10 protein-coding genes and 2 pseudogenes are annotated in these 18,005 nt (G+C 57.7%); 8 read left to right on the forward strand and 4 right to left on the reverse strand.

Going from position 1 to position 18,005, the window contains the following annotated elements:
- Positions 1-174: 174 nt before the first annotated feature.
- From MC50_RS24800 to MC50_RS24810, 3 genes are all read left to right on the forward strand, one after another.
- Entirely contained in the window at positions 175-1,920 is a 1,746-nt protein-coding gene (locus tag MC50_RS24800; RefSeq protein WP_032687028.1) for an alpha,alpha-trehalase, read from the forward strand.
- 103 nt (positions 1,921-2,023) lie between these two features.
- Positions 2,024-2,815 carry a class I SAM-dependent methyltransferase gene (locus tag MC50_RS24805; protein ID WP_032687027.1) on the forward strand — a complete coding sequence of 264 codons (792 nt, stop codon included), beginning with the start codon at positions 2,024-2,026 and terminating at the stop codon, positions 2,813-2,815.
- 254 nt (positions 2,816-3,069) lie between these two features.
- On the forward strand, positions 3,070-5,190 hold the full coding sequence (locus MC50_RS24810; RefSeq protein WP_032695257.1) for a TonB-dependent siderophore receptor: 2,121 nt from the start codon (positions 3,070-3,072) through the stop codon (positions 5,188-5,190).
- Positions 5,191-5,279: 89 nt separating this feature from the next.
- Here MC50_RS24810 and emtA read toward each other — a convergent pair whose 3' ends face one another.
- Complete coding sequence (gene emtA, locus MC50_RS24815; protein WP_032687024.1) at positions 5,280-5,891, reverse strand: membrane-bound lytic murein transglycosylase EmtA; 612 nt, start codon at positions 5,889-5,891, stop codon at positions 5,280-5,282.
- A 95-nt stretch (positions 5,892-5,986) separates the two neighbouring features.
- Here emtA and ldcA point away from each other — a divergent pair, with 95 nt between their 5' ends.
- Both ldcA and MC50_RS24825 read left to right on the forward strand, forming a co-directional pair.
- The gene (ldcA, locus tag MC50_RS24820) at positions 5,987-6,901 is read left to right on the forward strand and encodes a muramoyltetrapeptide carboxypeptidase (RefSeq protein WP_047665194.1); all 915 of its coding nucleotides are present in this window, start codon (positions 5,987-5,989) and stop codon (positions 6,899-6,901) included.
- A gap of 92 nt (positions 6,902-6,993) precedes the next feature.
- Positions 6,994-8,709: pseudogene (locus MC50_RS24825) on the forward strand (potassium/proton antiporter); the annotation flags it as partial.
- Here the strand turns inward: MC50_RS24825 and MC50_RS29410 are convergent.
- A pseudogene (locus tag MC50_RS29410) lies at positions 8,665-8,763 on the reverse strand (hypothetical protein); the annotation flags it as partial. The pseudogenes MC50_RS24825 and MC50_RS29410 sit on opposite strands and share 45 nt — an antisense overlap.
- A 129-nt stretch (positions 8,764-8,892) precedes the next feature.
- Here MC50_RS29410 and MC50_RS24830 point away from each other — a divergent pair.
- A complete protein-coding gene (locus tag MC50_RS24830; protein ID WP_032687021.1) occupies positions 8,893-9,861 on the forward strand; it encodes a threonine ammonia-lyase in 969 nt (322 codons plus the stop codon).
- Positions 9,862-10,130: 269 nt separating this feature from the next.
- Here MC50_RS24830 and MC50_RS24835 read toward each other — a convergent pair whose 3' ends face one another.
- A complete protein-coding gene (locus MC50_RS24835; RefSeq protein WP_047665197.1) occupies positions 10,131-12,818 on the reverse strand; it encodes a cation-transporting P-type ATPase in 2,688 nt (895 codons plus the stop codon).
- 50 nt (positions 12,819-12,868) lie between these two features.
- Complete coding sequence (locus MC50_RS24840; protein WP_032695261.1) at positions 12,869-13,300, reverse strand: universal stress protein; 432 nt, start codon at positions 13,298-13,300, stop codon at positions 12,869-12,871.
- A 532-nt stretch (positions 13,301-13,832) separates the two neighbouring features.
- Here MC50_RS24840 and MC50_RS24845 point away from each other — a divergent pair.
- Positions 13,833-14,918, forward strand: coding sequence for an efflux RND transporter periplasmic adaptor subunit (locus MC50_RS24845; protein WP_047665199.1), 1,086 nt, complete (start codon positions 13,833-13,835; stop codon positions 14,916-14,918).
- Positions 14,918-17,980, forward strand: coding sequence for an efflux RND transporter permease subunit (locus MC50_RS24850; protein WP_047665201.1), 3,063 nt, complete (start codon positions 14,918-14,920; stop codon positions 17,978-17,980). Before MC50_RS24845 ends, MC50_RS24850 begins: the two co-directional genes overlap by 1 nt.
- Positions 17,981-18,005 lie beyond the last annotated feature (25 nt).

The raw sequence follows: 18,005 nt of genomic DNA on the forward strand, positions 1-18,005 counted from the left end.
ACATGGCGATTTCCACGGCTCTGCTTATTGTTTGTCTGCCAGGACAGGCAGGTAAATTGTCTGTTTTCACGCAAAATGTTACCTGCAACACCCCGGATAGCAGATATTCGTCTAAGGTTTTCTGATGGTCAAATGCAGTGGCAAGACCGTCTGAAATGATAAGGAGAATTCCCCATGACGAGATCGGTTTCACGTCGTCCCGCAACGTTGCCTTACGCTTTATCTCTGGCGCTCGGGGGCGCGATCTTCGCTTTATCGACGCTGGCCGCCCAGGCCGTGGAAACCAAACCCGTGCCGCCATCCCCGGATGTGATGCTCGGCCCGCTGTTTAATGATGTGCAAAATGCCCGACTCTTCCCCGACCAGAAAACCTTTGCCGATGCGATCCCCAATAGCGATCCGCTGATGATCCTGGCCGACTATCGCATGCAAAAAAACCAGACCAGCTTCGACCTGCGTCATTTCGTCGAGCTGAATTTCACCCTGCCGAAAGACAATGATCGGTACGTTCCGCCGAAGGGCCAGACGCTGCGTCAGCATATCGACGGCCTGTGGCCAGTGCTGACCCGCAGCACCGTTGAGGTCGAAAAGTGGGACTCTTTGCTGCCGTTGCCCAAACCCTACGTGGTTCCCGGCGGCCGCTTCCGGGAAGTGTATTACTGGGATAGCTACTTCACCATGTTGGGCCTGGCCGAGAGCGGGCACTGGGATAAAGTTGAGGATATGGTGAGCAACTTCGCGGCGGAGATCGATGCCTGGGGCCACATTCCCAATGGTAATCGTAGCTACTATCTGAGCCGCTCACAGCCGCCGTTTTTCTCGTTTATGGTGGAGCTCCTCGCGACCCATGATGGCGATAGGGTGCTGAAAACCTGGCTGCCGCAGATGGAAAAAGAGTACCAGTACTGGATGAAAGGCGCCGATGCGCTGGAGCCGGGAAAAGCCAACCAGCGGGTGGTGCGAATGGAGGATGGCGCGCTGCTGAACCGCTACTGGGATGATAACGATACCCCGCGTCCGGAATCGTGGCTCGATGATGTCACCACCGCGAAAAACAACCCGAATCGCCCGGCGACCGAGATCTATCGCGACCTGCGTTCTGCCGCCGCCTCGGGCTGGGATTTCAGCTCGCGCTGGATGGATGACCCGAAAAAACTGGGGACCATCCGCACCACCAGCATTGTGCCGGTCGATCTCAACGCGCTGATGTTCCACATGGAGAAGACCCTCTCGCGTGCCAGCAAGGCCGCCGGCGACAGCGCCAAAGCGGCGCAGTACGATGCCCTGGCCAACGACCGCCAGAAGGCGCTGGAGAAATATCTGTGGAACGATAAAGCGGGCTGGTACGCCGATTATGACCTCAAGACCCATAAAGTCCGTAATCAGCTCACCGCCGCGGCCCTGTTCCCGCTGTACGTAAACGCCGCTTCCCGCGAGCGAGCGGCGAAGGTCGCTGCGGCGGCAGAATCGCAGTTGCTGAAACCCGGTGGCTTAACCACGACCACCGTGAACAGCGGTCAGCAGTGGGATGCACCGAACGGCTGGGCGCCGCTGCAGTGGGTTGCCGCCCAGGGGCTACAAAACTACGACCAGCAGAAAATTGCGATGGAGGTGAGCTGGCGCTTCCTCAGCAATGTCCAGCATACCTACGACAGTCAACAAAAGCTGGTCGAAAAGTATGATGTCAGCTCGACGGGCACCGGCGGTGGCGGCGGTGAATATCCGCTGCAGGATGGTTTCGGCTGGACCAACGGCGTGACGCTGAAAATGCTGGATCTGGTCTGCCCGAAAGAGAAACCGTGCGATTCACTGCCGGCCTCGCGCCCGGTCGGGAATGTGGAAAAATCCGCTGCGGCCGTCAGCACCCAGCCGGCCGCCAACGATGCGCTCGCCGAACCGGATAAAAAACCGGCGCCGTAAACCTCGTACGCGGCGGGCTCACCGCCGCGTTTTTTTCTCCCGCGCGGCTCGCAATCGCGTTAGTCTGCTGTTTTCAGGTCACCCGCCTTGATGGAAGACTCTTATGTTGATTGACGATATCGATTTTGCCCGCCTCTACCAACAACAGCTCGCACTGGCAGGACGGAAAGAGAAACCGCCCGCCCACTGGGATGCCCGGGCGGAAAACATCGCCATCGTCGACGCCCCGGTCATCGACAGCTATCTGCAGCAGCTGCTGGCAAAAATCGATTTGCACGGCGCCAGCAGCCTGTTTGATATGGGCTGTGGGCCGGGTACCGTCTCGCTGGCGCTGGCCAGCCAGCTCAAAGAGATCTGCGGCGTCGATTACAGTCAGGGGATGCTGGAGGTCGCCGCCCGTCGGGCTACGGCGCAAGGCGTTCGCCACGCGGTCTGGCGCCAGCGGGCGTGGGAAGAGAGCTGGGAGGGGCTACCGCGCTGCGATATCGCCATCGCCTCCCGTTCCACCCTGGTGGCCGATTTGCGCGATGCGATGACGAAGCTCGATCGTCAGGCGCGGCTGCGGGTCTACACCACCCATTTGGTTAACCCGGGGTTTGCCTCGCCGACGATCCTGCGCGTGCTGGGACGAGACGGCGCGGCGCTGCCGAACTATATGTATGCCGTGAACGTGTTGTATCAAATGGGGATTAATGCCAGCGTCGACTTTATTTATGGCGACACTCAGGATAACAGCAGCTATCCGCTGTTTGAGCGCAACGTCGTGGCGGCGTTCGGCGCACTCAGCCCGGCCGAGCGGGAACGTCTCGCCCGCTGGTATCCGCAGCAAAACCCGGAGACAATTCAGGTTGACGCCCGGGACTGGGCGCTGATCGGCTGGAATTGCCGTCGCTGAACGCGTTATCCCCCACCTGAATTAGTAGGTAGCGGGTTTCCCTCTCTCCCCCTTCGGGCGCATGACGCGCCCCTTACGCAGCAACATCCTGATATTTATCGCGGTCTTTGCCAGCGAGCGCGACAAAAACGCGCTTGATCGCGAGAAAGCAAACGATAATAATTCGCATTACTTTTTTACGAAAGATGACACTTTCGTTTTTTATGCGTGGTGGCGTACAGGAGTACCAGGCTACGTCAACTCAGGATTATGTCATGACCGCTCGCGTCATCTTCAAACGCCCGGCGCTGCTGTACGCGCTGGCCACCGTCTTCCCGTTTGCCAGCCTGGCGGAAGAGACGGTTATCGTCACCGCGCAACCCATCGACTCTGCCATCTCGCCAACGCAGGGCTATAGCGCCAAAACCTCGGCCGGCGCGACCAAAACCGATCAGCCGTTGATTACCACCGCGCAATCGGTCTCCGTCATCACCCGTCAACAGATGGATGATCAGGGAGCCAATACCATCAGCCAGGCGCTGGAATACACTCCGGGGGTTTACTCCAGCTTCGGCGGCGGCGCAACCCGCTTTGATACGGTATCGCTACGCGGCTACCACGGCGGTGATGTTGATAACCTGTTTCTCGACGGCATGCGCCTGATGAGCGACGGCGGTAGCCACAACGTCCTGCAAATCGATCCGTGGTTTGTTGAACGGGTTGACGTCATCCGCGGCCCCTCTTCGGCGCTGTACGGTCAGAGCGTGCCGGGCGGGGTGGTGAATCTGACCTCCAAACGTCCGCAGTTTACCTCGGAAGGCCATTTCCGCCTCAGCGGCGGGACGCAGAACACCAAAGGGGCCGCCTTCGATTATACCGATGCCCTCAACGATCAATGGGCTTACCGGATTATCGGCATGACGCGCACCAGCGATACTCAGTACGATAACACCCGCGAAGAGCGCTACGCTATTTCGCCTTCCCTGCTCTGGCAACCGGATACTGACACCTCGCTGCTGCTGCGCGCCTACCTGCAAAAAGATCCGTCAGGCGGCTATCACGGTTCGCTGCCGCTGGAAGGCACCCGCTATGCCCACAACGGGCGTAAGCTCTCCACCAGCACCAACGAAGGCGATCCGTCAGACGGGTATCAGCGCCGCGAGCAGATCTACAGCTACGAGTTCACTCACCAGTTCAATGACGTCTGGTCGGCCTACTCCGCCGGAAGCTATACCCACACCAACGTATCGCTGGATCAGGTGTATCAGGTCGGCTGGATTGATGACAGCGATAGTCTGGCGCGCGGCTACAGCGGCTCGCGCGGTTCGCTGGATGCCTGGTCAACCGATAACCGCCTGCGCGCCGATTTCACCACCGGCGAACTGGCCCATACGCTGATTCTCGGTGGAGAATATCACCGTTTCCGCAACGATCTGTGGACCGGCGCCGGCAGCGCGTCGCCTCTCGATCCGTTCAGCGGCTATAGCGCGCAGACCGGACATACCGTGACCTACAGCGATAACAACAACCGCCGCTATTACCAGACCGGGATCTATCTGCAGGACGAAATGGTCTGGGCGCGCTGGCATCTGGATGTGTCCGGGCGTTACGACCGTATTGTTTCGCAGCAGGTCAGCGATACCTTCGGCACCTCCAGCCGCCGCTCCGATGACCATATCAGCGGCCGGGCATCGCTGCTGTATGCCCTGGAAAACGGCCTCTCGCCGTATCTGAGCTATAGCCAGGCGATTACCCCTGCGATGCTGCCGGGCGCCGACGGTACCCTGCTAAAACCCACCACTGCAGAACAGCTGGAAGCGGGGCTGAAGTTCCAGCCGCCGGGCTCCGCCGATATGTACAGCATCGCGGTCTACGATTTAACGCAAAAAGATGTGGCGACGCGCGATCCAAACATCGCCACCGCGACCTTTATTCCAGCAGGAAAAGTTCACTCTCAGGGCGTGGAGCTGGAGATGCGCAACCAGATTACGCCTGAGCTGAGCACCCTCGCCTCCTACACCTGGAACCGCCTGCGCTTCCAGGACACCAAAGATGGGACGAGCGACAATACGCCGCAGCTGACGCCGGATCAGATGGCCTCTTTCTGGGCGCGCTATCAGTTCCCGGCGGGGATCAGCGCCGGGGCTGGCGTACGCTATATCGGGAAACAGTGGGCGGATGACGCTAATACCGAGCGCCTGCCGTCGGTCACCTTGCTGGATGCGATGGTGCGCGCCGATCTCGGCGTCTGGTCGCCGTCGTTGAAAGGGGCTTTTGTGCAGGTTAACGCCAATAACCTCAGCGACCGGGAGTATCTCTCCGGCTGCTACGGGACCGGCAACTGCTACTGGGGAGCCGAACGCAGCGTGACCGCCACCGTCGGCTACGACTTCTAAGGATTGTCTGAAAAACATTCCACTCGCGCTGTGCTCTACGGATGACACCCGACGTGTCGCCCCGTGAAGCGCAGCGCGAGCAGAGGCGGCTACATGGCGTCCAGCGCCTGCTGCAGCTTCCAGATATAGCGCGGAGCCTGCGGAGCCGGATGTTTTTTCACCACGTGCTCAAAGAACTCATCGGCATCCAAATCGTTAATCTCGTCAATCGCATCCTGACGATTCGAGGAGAAGGTACGCAGGAGCGCCCCGGCGCCATTGGCGTAGGAAACCACCACCGCATAGCGCATCACCTGCGGATCTTTAATCCCGGCAAGCGGGCCATTCTCAAGGATACTCAGATAGGCCGCGCCCATCGAGATATTACGTTCGGGGTTTTTCAGCTCGCTGACCGACGGCTCGCCGCGCCAGCCCATGCGCCGGTAGACATCGCGCCCGGAAGTGGAAGGCTTCAGCTGCATCAGGCCTACTGCTCCGGATTTGCTGATAACCGTCGGGTTGCCACCGGATTCAATGGCGATAATCGCCGTCACCAGCTGCGGGTCAACGCCCCACGCCGCGCCGGCTTTTTCACTGATCGGCATCCACTGCATCGCCCGCTTAACCGGAACTTCAGCGTTCCACGGCGGGTTACGGTAATCCTGTTTTGAGCTACAACCGGCCAACAATACAACGATAAAAACACACCATCTCAATTTCACACATCTATCCTTATTGGCTGAAGTTTGCCGCCTGGAGATGACAATAATCGCTCCAGGCGGCATGATAACCCTTTCATTCTTAGCAAGGAATTGTCATGTCTCAGTTTTATCTGGTCGCCCCCTCAGGTTACTGCCTCAACCAGGAGGCAGCATACCGCGGCGTTCAACGTCTGCAGGAAGCCGGGCATCAGGTCCTGCACCAGGAGGTCATCCCTCGCCGCCAGCAGCGGTTTGCCGGAACTGAGCATGAGCGCCTGAACGACATTAACCAACTGGCGACCCTCGAAGGCGCTAATCGCATCGTGATGGCGGTACGCGGCGGCTACGGCGCCAGCCGCCTGCTGCCGCACATCGACTGGCAGGCCCTCGCTGCGCGCCAGCGGCAGAACCCGCTAATCATTTGCGGACACAGCGATTTTACAGCGATTCAGATGGGCCTGCTGGCAAAGGGTAGCATAATCACCTTCAGTGGTCCGATGCTGGCCGGTAACTTTGGCGCCGAAACCATGGACCCGTTTACCGAACACCACTTCTGGCAGGCGCTGCACAACCCGGAATTTACCCTCGAGTGGCAGGGCGAAGGCCCGGATTGCCGGGCCCAGGGAACTCTGTGGGGCGGCAATCTGGCGATGATAACCTCGCTGATTGGCACGCCGTGGCTGCCGCAAATCGCCAACGGCATTCTGGTGCTGGAAGATATTAACGAGCATCCGTTCCGCGTCGAACGGATGCTGCTGCAGCTGCTCAATAGTGGTATCCTCGCAAATCAGCGCGCCATCGTCCTCGGCAGCTTTACCGGCGCCCGACCTAACGATTACGACGCGGGCTATGATTTACCGCAGGTCCGTGATTATCTTCGCGCACAGCTCGCTGTTCCGCTCATCAGCGGGTTGGACTTCGGCCACGAGCAGCAGACAGTGACTCTGCCCCTCGGCGCGAATGCGCTGCTGGTGAACAACGCGGCCACCACCACCTTAACGCTCAGCGGGCATCCGGTACTGACAGAATAAAAACTTCCGTTACACATTTTCGGATACTCTGCAGATTGTTAAAATGATGTCACTTTCATAAAACCTTCACGCCAGTAAGGAGTACGTCAACTTTGGACGCCGGTGCGGTCATTAGTCTGTTTATTCTGGGTTCTGTATTAGTAACCTGTAGCATTTTATTGAGTTCCTTTTCCTCACGCCTTGGCATCCCGATTCTGGTTATTTTCCTTGCCATCGGTATGCTGGCCGGCGTCGATGGTATCGGCGGCATCCCTTTTGACAACTACCCTTTCGCCTACATGGTGAGTAACCTGGCGCTGGCGGTGATCCTGCTGGACGGCGGCATGCGCACCCAGGCGAGCTCGTTTCGCGTCGCGCTCTGGCCCGCCCTCTCACTGGCGACCGTTGGCGTGCTGATCACCTCCTGTCTGACCGGGATGATGGCCGCGTGGCTGTTCCATCTCGATCTTATCGAGGGGATGCTGATCGGCGCGATTGTCGGCTCCACCGACGCCGCGGCGGTCTTCTCGTTGCTCGGCGGCAAAGGGCTGAACGAACGCGTGGGCTCCACGCTGGAGATTGAATCCGGTAGCAATGATCCGATGGCGGTATTCCTGACCATTACCCTTATCGAGATGATTCAGCAGCATGAAACCGGCCTGAGCTGGATGTTTGCCGTGCATATCGTGCAGCAGTTCGGCCTCGGTATTGCGATTGGTCTCGGCGGCGGTTATCTGCTGTTGCAGATGATTAACCGCATCGTGCTCCCTGCGGGACTCTATCCGCTGCTGGCGCTGAGCGGCGGGATTATGATTTTTGCCGTCACCACGTCGCTGGACGGCAGCGGTATTCTGGCGGTGTATCTGTGCGGCTTCCTGCTCGGCAACCGGCCGATTCGCAACCGCCACGGGATCCTGCAGAACTTTGACGGGCTGGCGTGGCTGGCGCAAATCGCCATGTTCCTTGTTCTCGGTCTGCTGCTCACGCCGTCGGATCTGTGGCCTATCGCCATCCCGGCGCTGCTGCTGTCAATGTGGATGATTTTCGTCGCCCGCCCGCTGTCGGTCTTCGCCGGCCTGCTGCCATTTCGCGGTTTTAACCTGCGCGAGCGGGTGTTTATCAGCTGGGTTGGCCTGCGCGGCGCGGTGCCGATTATTCTCGCCGTCTTCCCGATGATGGCGGGCCTTGACAACGCCCGCTTGTTCTTTAACGTCGCCTTCTTCGTGGTGCTGGTCTCGCTGCTGCTGCAGGGAACGTCCCTCTCCTGGGCGGCGAAAAAAGCCAAAGTGGTGGTTCCGCCGGTGGGCTGGCCCATCTCCCGCGTCGGGCTGGATATTCACCCGGAAAACCCCTGGGAGCAGTTTGTTTACCAGCTGAGCGCCGATAAATGGTGCGTCGGCGCGGCGCTGCGCGATCTGCACATGCCGCCGGAAACCCGCATTGCCGCCCTGTTCCGCGACAATGTTCTGCTGCACCCGACCGGCAGCACCCGCCTGCTCGAAGGCGATATTCTCTGCGTGATCGGCCGCGAGCACGACCTGCCGGCGCTGGGTAAAATGTTCAGCCAGTCGCCGCCGGTGGCGCTCGACCAGCGCTTCTTCGGCGACTTTATTCTCGACGCCAGCGCAAAATTCGCCGATGTGGCGCAAATTTACGGCCTTGACGGCGGAGAGGAGTTTCGCGAACGCCAGCAGTCGCTGGGGGACGTGATTCAGGACCTGCTCGGTGCCGCGCCGGTTGTCGGTGACCAGGTGGAGTTCGCCGGAATGCTGTGGACGGTGGCGGAGAAAGAGGAAGACCACGTGCTGAAGGTCGGGGTACGCGTGGCGGAAGACGAGGCGGAGTGATCCGCCTCTTGCTACTCTCGCTTCGGTGAATGGCACCGACGCATACAGACCCCAGAATCATCTCAATAAACGCGCATCGGCGGCCCTGAGGGCCGCGATGACGCAGGGAAACGCCCCCTGTTTCCTCACCTCTTTTACCCGAGAGCTTTCACAGGAGATATACCGATGACGACTTACATGACTGTGTCTTCCATTGTCGCCGCAGCCGAAAGGGTTAGAGATACAGTCGTACGAACCCCCACGGTTTGGTCTCCGGGATTATCGGATATGCTGGGAAGAGCGGTTTTTCTTAAACTGGAGAATTTGCAGACCGGGGGTTCATTTAAAGCCAGGGGAGTGCTGAACCTGCTTTCCGCTTTTAGCGGCGAGCGGAAAGATTACCGCTTCGCTGCCGTCAGTGGCGGTAACTTTGGTATCGCAGTGGCAGAGGCTGCCAAAGCGCTCAATATCAACGTCACCGTCATCATGCCGGAAAATGCTCCGGCCTCATCCGTTGAAAAAATACGTCATTCCGGCGCCACGGTCATGATTGAAGAAAATGTCGACGCCGCCTTTGAACGGGCCAGAAACCTTTCACAACAGGGATATCATCTCATTGATGACTGTCGCGACACCCGTGTCGCGGAAGGATATGGCACTCTGGCGCTCGAACTCATTGCTGATTGCCCTTCTTTAACCGACGTGTTTGTTGCGGTCGGTGGCGGTGCCATGCTGGCTGGCGTGGGGACGGTACTTAAATCCCACAACCCGCACATCCGCATCTGGGGAGTGGAAACGGTGGGCGCCAGTTCAATGTATCAGGCATTAAAAGCGGGCAAGCCTGTAAATGTCGATATCACCTCCGCCGTGTCAACGCTGGGTGTCCCGGTGATTGATCCGTTGATGCTGAAACACGCTCAGCGCTACCTTGAAGAGATAGTCATCGTGTCAGATAACGACGCCGTCTCAGGGATGATCACTTTTGCTGAGCAAGCCAGACAATGGGTGGAACCCGCCAGCGGGACGCTCATTCCTGCGGCCCATGCGGTTATCCCCAAACTTCCCAAAGATGCGGTCATTGGGCTCATCGTATGCGGGGGGAATATTAGCCAGCGGGAGATGAATGTCTGGGCAAAAAATGCCGGGATTAATTAAATGCCAGCGTCCTGTGCCCCCCTGCTTTAGGCTGGCAAAAATGGGCGATCGGCAGAGAGTACTGAAAGCGGCAAAGGGGCGGGTTCAAATTCCAGCGGAATTTTTACCCGCCGCCCACCGGCAACAGAGGCCCGACAGACCTGCTCAAAAAGAATGGCTAATCCCACGCCGGCTCATGCGGCCTGAAGCGCCATTTCCCCCACGGTTAACACAATACGCCTGCTGAACATAAGCGGGCCTGCCCTTGTCCGATGCGACAGCCTCATGTATCAGGCGGTGCGCCATTTCCGGGTTAACGGTTTTTCGACCTCGACAATCAGGAACATCACAAATCCGATGACAAAAGTGATCACCCAATAGCGGAACGGCAGCGCGGTGGTACCAAACAGCATTTGCATAAACGGCGCGTAGATGATCAGCAGCTGCAGCGCCAGCAGGACGGCACTGACGATCCAGATTCCTCTGTTTGCCAGTAATCCTTTACTCAGAGAAAAGCCGTCGGCGACGCGGCAGTTGAGCATATAAAACCACTGGGCGGTCACCAACGTTTGCAGCAGGACGGTACGAATAAACTCCGGCGAATAGCCGCGTGGCTGGAGCCAGGCTTCCAGAACAAAGGCGCTCACGGCTATCATCGAACCCACAAAAATCACCCGCCAGATAGCGAAACCATCCATAACATGCAGTTTAGGATCGCGCGGCGGTCGCGCCATAATGTTCTTCTCGCCAGCCTCAAACGCCAGGCCGAACGACAGCGTGGCGGAGGTCGCCATGTTCATCCATAAGATCAGCACCGGGGTCAAAGGAATTAAGTTCCCCGCCAGCAGCGCAATAATGATTAATAACCCCTGCGCCAGGTTGGTCGGCATAATGAAAAGGATGGTTTTCTTCAGGTTATCGTACACCCGCCGCCCTTCTCTGACCGCGCTGGCGATGGTGGCGAAGTTATCATCCGTCAGCACCATATCGGCCGCCTCTTTGGTCACCTCGGTTCCCTTGATGCCCATGGCGATCCCGACATCAGCCTGCTTCAGCGCCGGAGCATCGTTCACCCCGTCGCCGGTCATCCCCACCACCTCTTTTTTACTCTGCAACGCCTGCACCAGACGGAATTTATCTTCCGGGCTGGTACGGGCGAAAATGTCAAATTTCTGCGCCGCTTCGCTGAGCTGCTGGTCGTCCATCACCTCCAGCTCACGCCCGGTGATGGCATTGCCGGCATTGCCAATGCCAAGCATTTTGCCGATACTCATCGCGGTTTGCGGGTGATCGCCAGTGATCATTTTCACCCGAATGCCCGCCTGCAGGCAGTCGCCAATCGCCGTAATCGCTTCCGGACGCGGCGGGTCCATCATCCCGGCAATGCCGAGGAGGATAACCCCCTGCTGCAGATCCTGATGGGTCAGCTCGCTTTGCCCGCTGGCCGCCGGTTTCCACGCCGCCGCGACCATTCGCAACCCTTCCCGCGCGTACTCTTCGATTTTCGCTTCCCAGTAGGGCTGATTCAGCGGCTGCAGGCCATCCTCCGTCTGCTGCTGCTGACAAAGCCGGAACAGCACATCCGGGGCGCCGGTGATTAAGATCATCTCTTCATTACCGATCCGATAGAGCGTCGACATATATTTATATTGCGAATCGAAAGGGATTTTGCTGCGCAATTCGGTGGCCACAGTCGGCAGCGCGACTTTCGCCGCCAGCACTTTCAGCGCCCCTTCCGTTGGACCGCCGGTAATTTTCCATAACCCGCTTTCATCCTTGATAAGCTGGCTGTCATTACATAAATCAATGGTCCTCAAATAGCGCTCAAGCAGCGTACCGGGCGCCACCACAACCGGCCCAGCGCCATCTACCGGGTGAATATTCCCGATCGGTTCATAGCTATCGCCTTCCACCCGATAGACGGTATCCGCCGTAATGACGGCTTTTACCGTCATCTCATTCATGGTCAGCGTTCCGGTTTTATCCGAGCAGATCACCGTCATCGCCCCGAGGGTCTCAACGGTCGGCAGCTTGCGGATAATCGCCTTCTGCCGCGCCATGGTCTGCACGCCCAAAGAGAGAATGATCGAGATGATCGCCGGCAAACCTTCCGGCACCGACGCCACCGCAAGGCTAATCAGCGAGAGCATCAGCTCTGAAACCGGCATATCGCGAAACAGCAGGCTGAAGACGAACAGCGCGGCCATCATCACCAGGATGATAATAAAGATGGCTTTGCCGAGCTTATCCATCTGTACCAGCAGCGGCGTACGGTGCTTTTCAATATCCGCCATCATCTGGTTGATATGGCCCAGTTCGGTATCCCCGCCGGTCGCCACCACCAGACCTTTCCCGCCGCCGGAACTGACCGTGGTCCCCGAAAACAACAGGTTCGTGCGATCGCCGAGGGGAAGCTCGCCGCTCAGCGCCTCGGTGTTTTTTTCCACGACCGTCGACTCACCGGTGAGAATCGCCTCTTCCACACGCAGATTATGGGCTTCAATAACCCGCAGGTCGGCAGGGATTCGGTCACCTGCCCGGATCACCACAATGTCACCCGGCACCAGCGCGGTGGTCGCCACCGTTTCATGGTTCCCCTGACGAATCACCACCGCTTCGCTGGAAAGCATATTGCGAATGCTCTGCAGCGATTTTTCCGCATTACTTTCCTGGATATGGCCAATCAGGGCATTGATCACCGCGACGCCGAGGATCACCAGGGTATCGACCCAGTGCCCCATGACCGCAGTCAGCAGCGCGGCTGCCAGCAGGACGTAGATCAGGACATCGTTGAAATGGGCGAGGAAGCGGAGCCAGGCGGGTTTGCCCGGCTTTTGGGGTAGCGCATTCTCACCGTATTGCTGGAGTCGCGAGGCCGCTTCTGCGCTGCTAATACCTTCGGAGGAACTGTTGGTGCTGATCAGGGTTTCATCGACGGAGAGCTTGTAAAACGGGCCAGCCGGTTTGTCTGTACTCATAGTTATCTCCTCACTCCTGTAACGGAAATCAGAACAGCATCAGGCCGCCCCTAACGCACAACGAAAACCGGAACGTGGGCATAACGCACGATGCTTGCCGCCTCGGAACCCAGCAAGTGGGTCTGAATATTGGGGTTACGCGAGCCAATAATCACCACATCCGCCTGCAGTTCGTCGGCCAGTTTGATCACTTCATCACGAATATTGCCGCTGCGGACATGAATATGGATGTCACTTTCCGGCAAGGTGGACTTTTTGGCCAGCTCAGCCAGTTTTTCCTCTGAGTTTTTAACCAGATAGTCTTCCATTTTTCGTGCATCGGAAATAAATCCGCGCGTTAGCGCTGGGGAAAACAGAGGGTTTACGTGTACTAAATGAATTTTCCCGGAAGCGCTTTGCGCAAGAAACTGAGCATGGGATAACGCTTTGTCGGCGAGACCAATTTCAAAGACATCAACCGGGACCAGGATATTTTTATACATAGAGACAATCCTTTTATTACCAATAGAATAGTTGGCGATTAACGCCTGACGTGTCGTATTGAGGAAATAATCTCAGAAACAAAAGCTGGCACAAAAGTCGGTATAATTAAACGTAGCACAGGACGGTTAACATGATTAAGCCACCGGTTATTATATTGAAAAATATCACAGAGCCCGCCCACCTCAGACAAATCGGCTGGAAACAGCGCTAAAACTTCGACATAAGGACAATTTTTACTCTTTTTAACATTTCTGTTTTTCTACGACTATGCTCATAATCAGGAGCTATAGTACTTCCAAAAATCACCCCATAATTAGTCATGTGAGAATTTACTTACTATATATCCAGTACTAAAGGAGGCGCGATGTTTGGCTATAGTCTGGTTCGTCTGAGCCTGTTTATCGCCCTGGCAATCATTGCCTGTACGGCGACAGGTTTATTCACTTATGTCGTTGTCTCCGCGTTGGCTGAATAATCATGGCGCTTGTAACAAACATGTAAAATAAATCTATTCACACTGAGGGGAATACAGTGAAGCGTTATTTTTCTCTCATTCCTGTTGTTATTTTAATAACAACAGCTTGCGATCAGAAAGCACCCCAGGTCACGCCACTACCGCGGATGGTTAAAGCGGTGGAGGTAACCGCCGTCGGTGATTCACAGCAACGTATTTTTCCTGCGCGCATCGAATCCGGGGACTCTACGGATCTGTCTTTTAAACGCGGTGGCCAGGTTGAATCGCTCGACGTTCGCCAGGGGGCGAACATTACGCAAGGACAGGTCCTCGCCCGCCTGAACGCGCGGGAAGCCCAACAGCGCTTCAATGAACGACAAACTGCCGCCACGCTCGCGCAGCGGCAGTTCGATCGCTTCCAGACCCTGGCCGGCCGCCAGGCTATTTCGAAAGCTGAAATGGACATCCAGCGCGCCAGCCGCGACTCGGCAAATGCCGCGCTGAAAATTGCCCGCGAAGAGCTCGACCAGATGACGCTAAACGCGCCGTTTAGCGGGGTAGCGGCCAGCGTGCCGGTCCGCAATCACCAGGTGGTCGCCGCCGGCCAGACCATTGTGACCCTGACGCGTAGCGATCTCCTTGATGTGGTCTTCAGTATTCCGGAAAACCTGTTTAGCGCCTTTGATATTCGCAACGCCCAGTACCGCCCGATAGTGAAAATCAACGCCCTGCCGGAGCGCCAGTTCACCGCCCAGTACAAAGAGCATTCCGGCAGCAGCGACAATCATACCCTGACGTGGCAGGTGATTTTGACCATGCCGCGTCCGGCTGATTTCCCTGCGGTGGGCGGCGTCAGCGGAACCGTGACGGTGAATCTGGCAAATCTGCCCGCCAATGCGGGTCGTGAGGCGCTGGTGGTGCCGGTTGAGGCGGTGTTCAATCCCGATAATCATCCGCGCAATGAGCCGCACGTGTGGGTAATTAAAGGCGATGGAGAACAGCTGCATCTTGAAGATCGCAAAGTGAGTGTCGGGCAGGTAACCACCCAGGGTGTGGTCATTACCGACGGGCTCAACGCCGGCGAGCGCGTTGTGGCGGCTGGCGTAAGCGAACTGCATGCCCAACAGCCGGTTCGAATCTGGACGCGTGAACGAGGCCTGTAATGGATATCTCTCGCCAGTTTATTAATAATCCCGTTCGCGTCTGGTTAACCATTCTGCTGCTGGGCATTGGCGGTATTTTCGCCCTGCTCAATATCGGCCGTCTGGAAGATCCGGCCTTTACCATTAAAACGGCGGTGGTCATTACCCACTATCCTGGCGCATCGGCGCAACAGGTCGAAGAAGAGGTCACCCTTCCGCTGGAAAATGCCCTGCAACAGTTGCCCTATCTGGATAACGTCAGCTCTATTTCGTCCAACGGACTCTCGCAGATTACGGTGAACATCGCCTCGAATTACCACTCCAATGAGCTGCCGCAAATCTGGGATGAGCTGCGGCGCAGGGTGGGCGATGCGGCCCGCCTCTTCCCGCCAGGCGTGGTTTCCCCCTTCGTCAACGATGATTTCGGCGACGTGTTTGGCTTCTTCTTTGCCATTTCCGGCGACAGTTTTAGCAATCCGGAGCTGGTCCGCTATGCCGAGCAGCTGCGCCGGGAGCTGGTGCTGGTGCCCGGCGTCGGCAAGGTCGCCATCGGCGGCGCGATCCCCCAGCAAATTAACATTGATATCTCGCTGCCTAAAATGGCGGCCCGCGGCATTACCCTTAATCAACTTTCCGCTCTTCTCAGTCGCCTGAACGTCGTTTCCAGCGCCGGGGAGATAAAATCCGGCAGCGAGTCCATTCGCCTGCATCCCACCGGGGAATTTGACAATATCGACGAACTGGGCGACCTGCCTATCAACCCGCATGGCACGGGAGCGGCGACCCGGCTGCGGGATATTGCGACGATCTCGCGCGGGTTGAGCGAATCCCCGTCCAGCATCTACCACGCCAACGGCCGCCAGGCGGTGGCGATGGGCGTCTCGTTTATTCCCGGCGTCAACGTCATCGATGTTGGCCACGCGCTGGAGGCTAAACTGGCGCAAATGTCGGCGGAAAAACCCGCCGGGATTCACCTCGATCTGTTCTACGATCAGGCGGCTGAAGTTGGCCACTCGGTTAACGGCTTTATCACTAATTTCTTAATGGCGCTGGCCATTGTTGTCGGCGTGCTGCTGATCTTTATGGGCGTGCGCAGCGGTATTATTATTGCGTTCTCGCTGGCCCTCAACGTGCTGGGCACGCTGCTGATTATGTACCTGTGGGGTATTGAGCTACAGCGGATTTCGCTGGGGGCGCTCATTATCGCCCTCAGTATGCTGGTCGATAATGCTATCGTGATTGTCGAAGGGGTGCTGATTGCCCGCCAGCAGGGGTCAACGCTGCTGACCGCCATCAACTACGTTATCCGCCGTTCCGCCCTGCCCCTGCTGGGAGCAACGGTGATTGCGATCCTCGCCTTCGCACCTATCGGCCTGTCGCAGGACTCGACGGGGGAATATTGTAAATCGCTGTTCCAGGTACTGTTAATCTCCCTGATGCTCAGCTGGTTCTCGGCGCTCACCATTACCCCGGTGCTGATCAAATGGTGGCTGTTTAAAGGCGCGGCATCCCCGGCGCCGGCCGCTGAGACCGATCCTTACCGCGGGCGCTTCTACCGCAGCTACCAGCGGATCCTCAACGCCCTGTTGCGGCAAAAAACCGTCACCCTCGTGGTGATGGCTGCGCTGCTGGCTGGCGCAGTCTGGGGATTTGGCTCGGTGCGGCAGAACTTTTTCCCGTCATCCAATACGCCGATCTTCTTTGTGGATCTGTGGCTGCCCTACGGCACCGACATTGCCGCCACGGAAAAAATGGCCAGCGATATCGAAACCGCGATTAACGGCCAGCCCGGCGTCGTCACCACCGTGGCCACCGTCGGTCAGGGCAGCATGCGCTTTATCCTCACCTATAGCGGCCAGCGGCAGTACAGCAACTATGCGCAGATCATGGTTCGCATGGACGACCGGCGCAGCATTGACGCCCTCACTCGTCACGTGGATGCCTATATTGCGCGTTACTATCCGCAGGTGAACGCCAGCAGCAAGCGGGTGATGTTTGGTCCGTCCGGCGACAGCGCAATCGAGGTGCGGATTAAAGGCCCCGATCCCGACAGATTGCGGCTGATAGCCAGCCAGGTAAGCACGATCCTCACGGCAGATCCGGCCGTCGGCAGCGTGCGTAACGACTGGCAAAACCGCAGTAAAACGATCCGCCCGCAGTATTCCCCTACCCTGGGGCGCGAGCTGGGGGTGGATAAGCAAGATATCGACAGTGCGCTGCAGATGAATTTCAGCGGTAGCCGCGCCGGGCTGTATCGCGAAGGCGCCGATCTGCTGCCGGTGGTGGTGCGCCCGCCGGCCGCCGAACGTCAGGATGCTAATCATCTGCAAAACGTGCTGGTGTGGAGCCAAAGCCGTCAGCAGTACATTCCGCTAAGCAACGTCGTCAGCGGCTTTAACCTCGAATGGGAAGACCCGTTAATTCTGCGCCGCGACCGCAGCCGCGTGCTCATGGTGATGACCGACCCCGACCCGCTGAGCAATCAAACCTCAGGCGATATTCTGGCGCGGGTCCAGCCGCAGATTGACGCGCTCAGCCTGCCGCACGGCTACAGCATTGAGTGGGGAGGCGATGCCGAGAACTCCAGCGAAGCGCAGCAGGGGCTGTTCACCACCCTGCCATTGGGCTATCTGGTGATGTTCGTCATCACCGTGTTGATGTTCAGCTCGCTGAAGAATGCCATTGCCATCTGGCTGACCGTACCGCTGGCGCTGATCGGCGTGACGCCGGGATTTTTAATTACCGGCATCCCTTTTGGTTTTATGGCGCTTATCGGTCTACTGAGCCTGAGCGGAATGCTTATCCGTAACGGTATCGTGCTGGTTGAAGAGATTGAACAACAAAAACAGGAAAAACCGCAGCACGAGGCGATTATCTATGCGGCAACCTCGCGCTTACGCCCGATACTGCTCACGGCCTTCACCACCGTGCTCGGGCTGGCGCCGCTGCTGCTGGACGTCTTCTTCCAGAGTATGGCGGTGGTTATCATGTTCGGGCTGGGTTTTGCGACCCTTCTGACGCTCCTGGTTCTTCCGGTTATTTACGCCTGTTTCCACCCTAAGGATATGCGGCAACCACAATGAACACCACCGGGTTAAATATTATTAA

The sequence above is a fragment of the Klebsiella planticola genome, from assembly GCF_000783935.2.
Classification (GTDB): Bacteria; Pseudomonadota; Gammaproteobacteria; order Enterobacterales; family Enterobacteriaceae; genus Klebsiella; species Klebsiella planticola.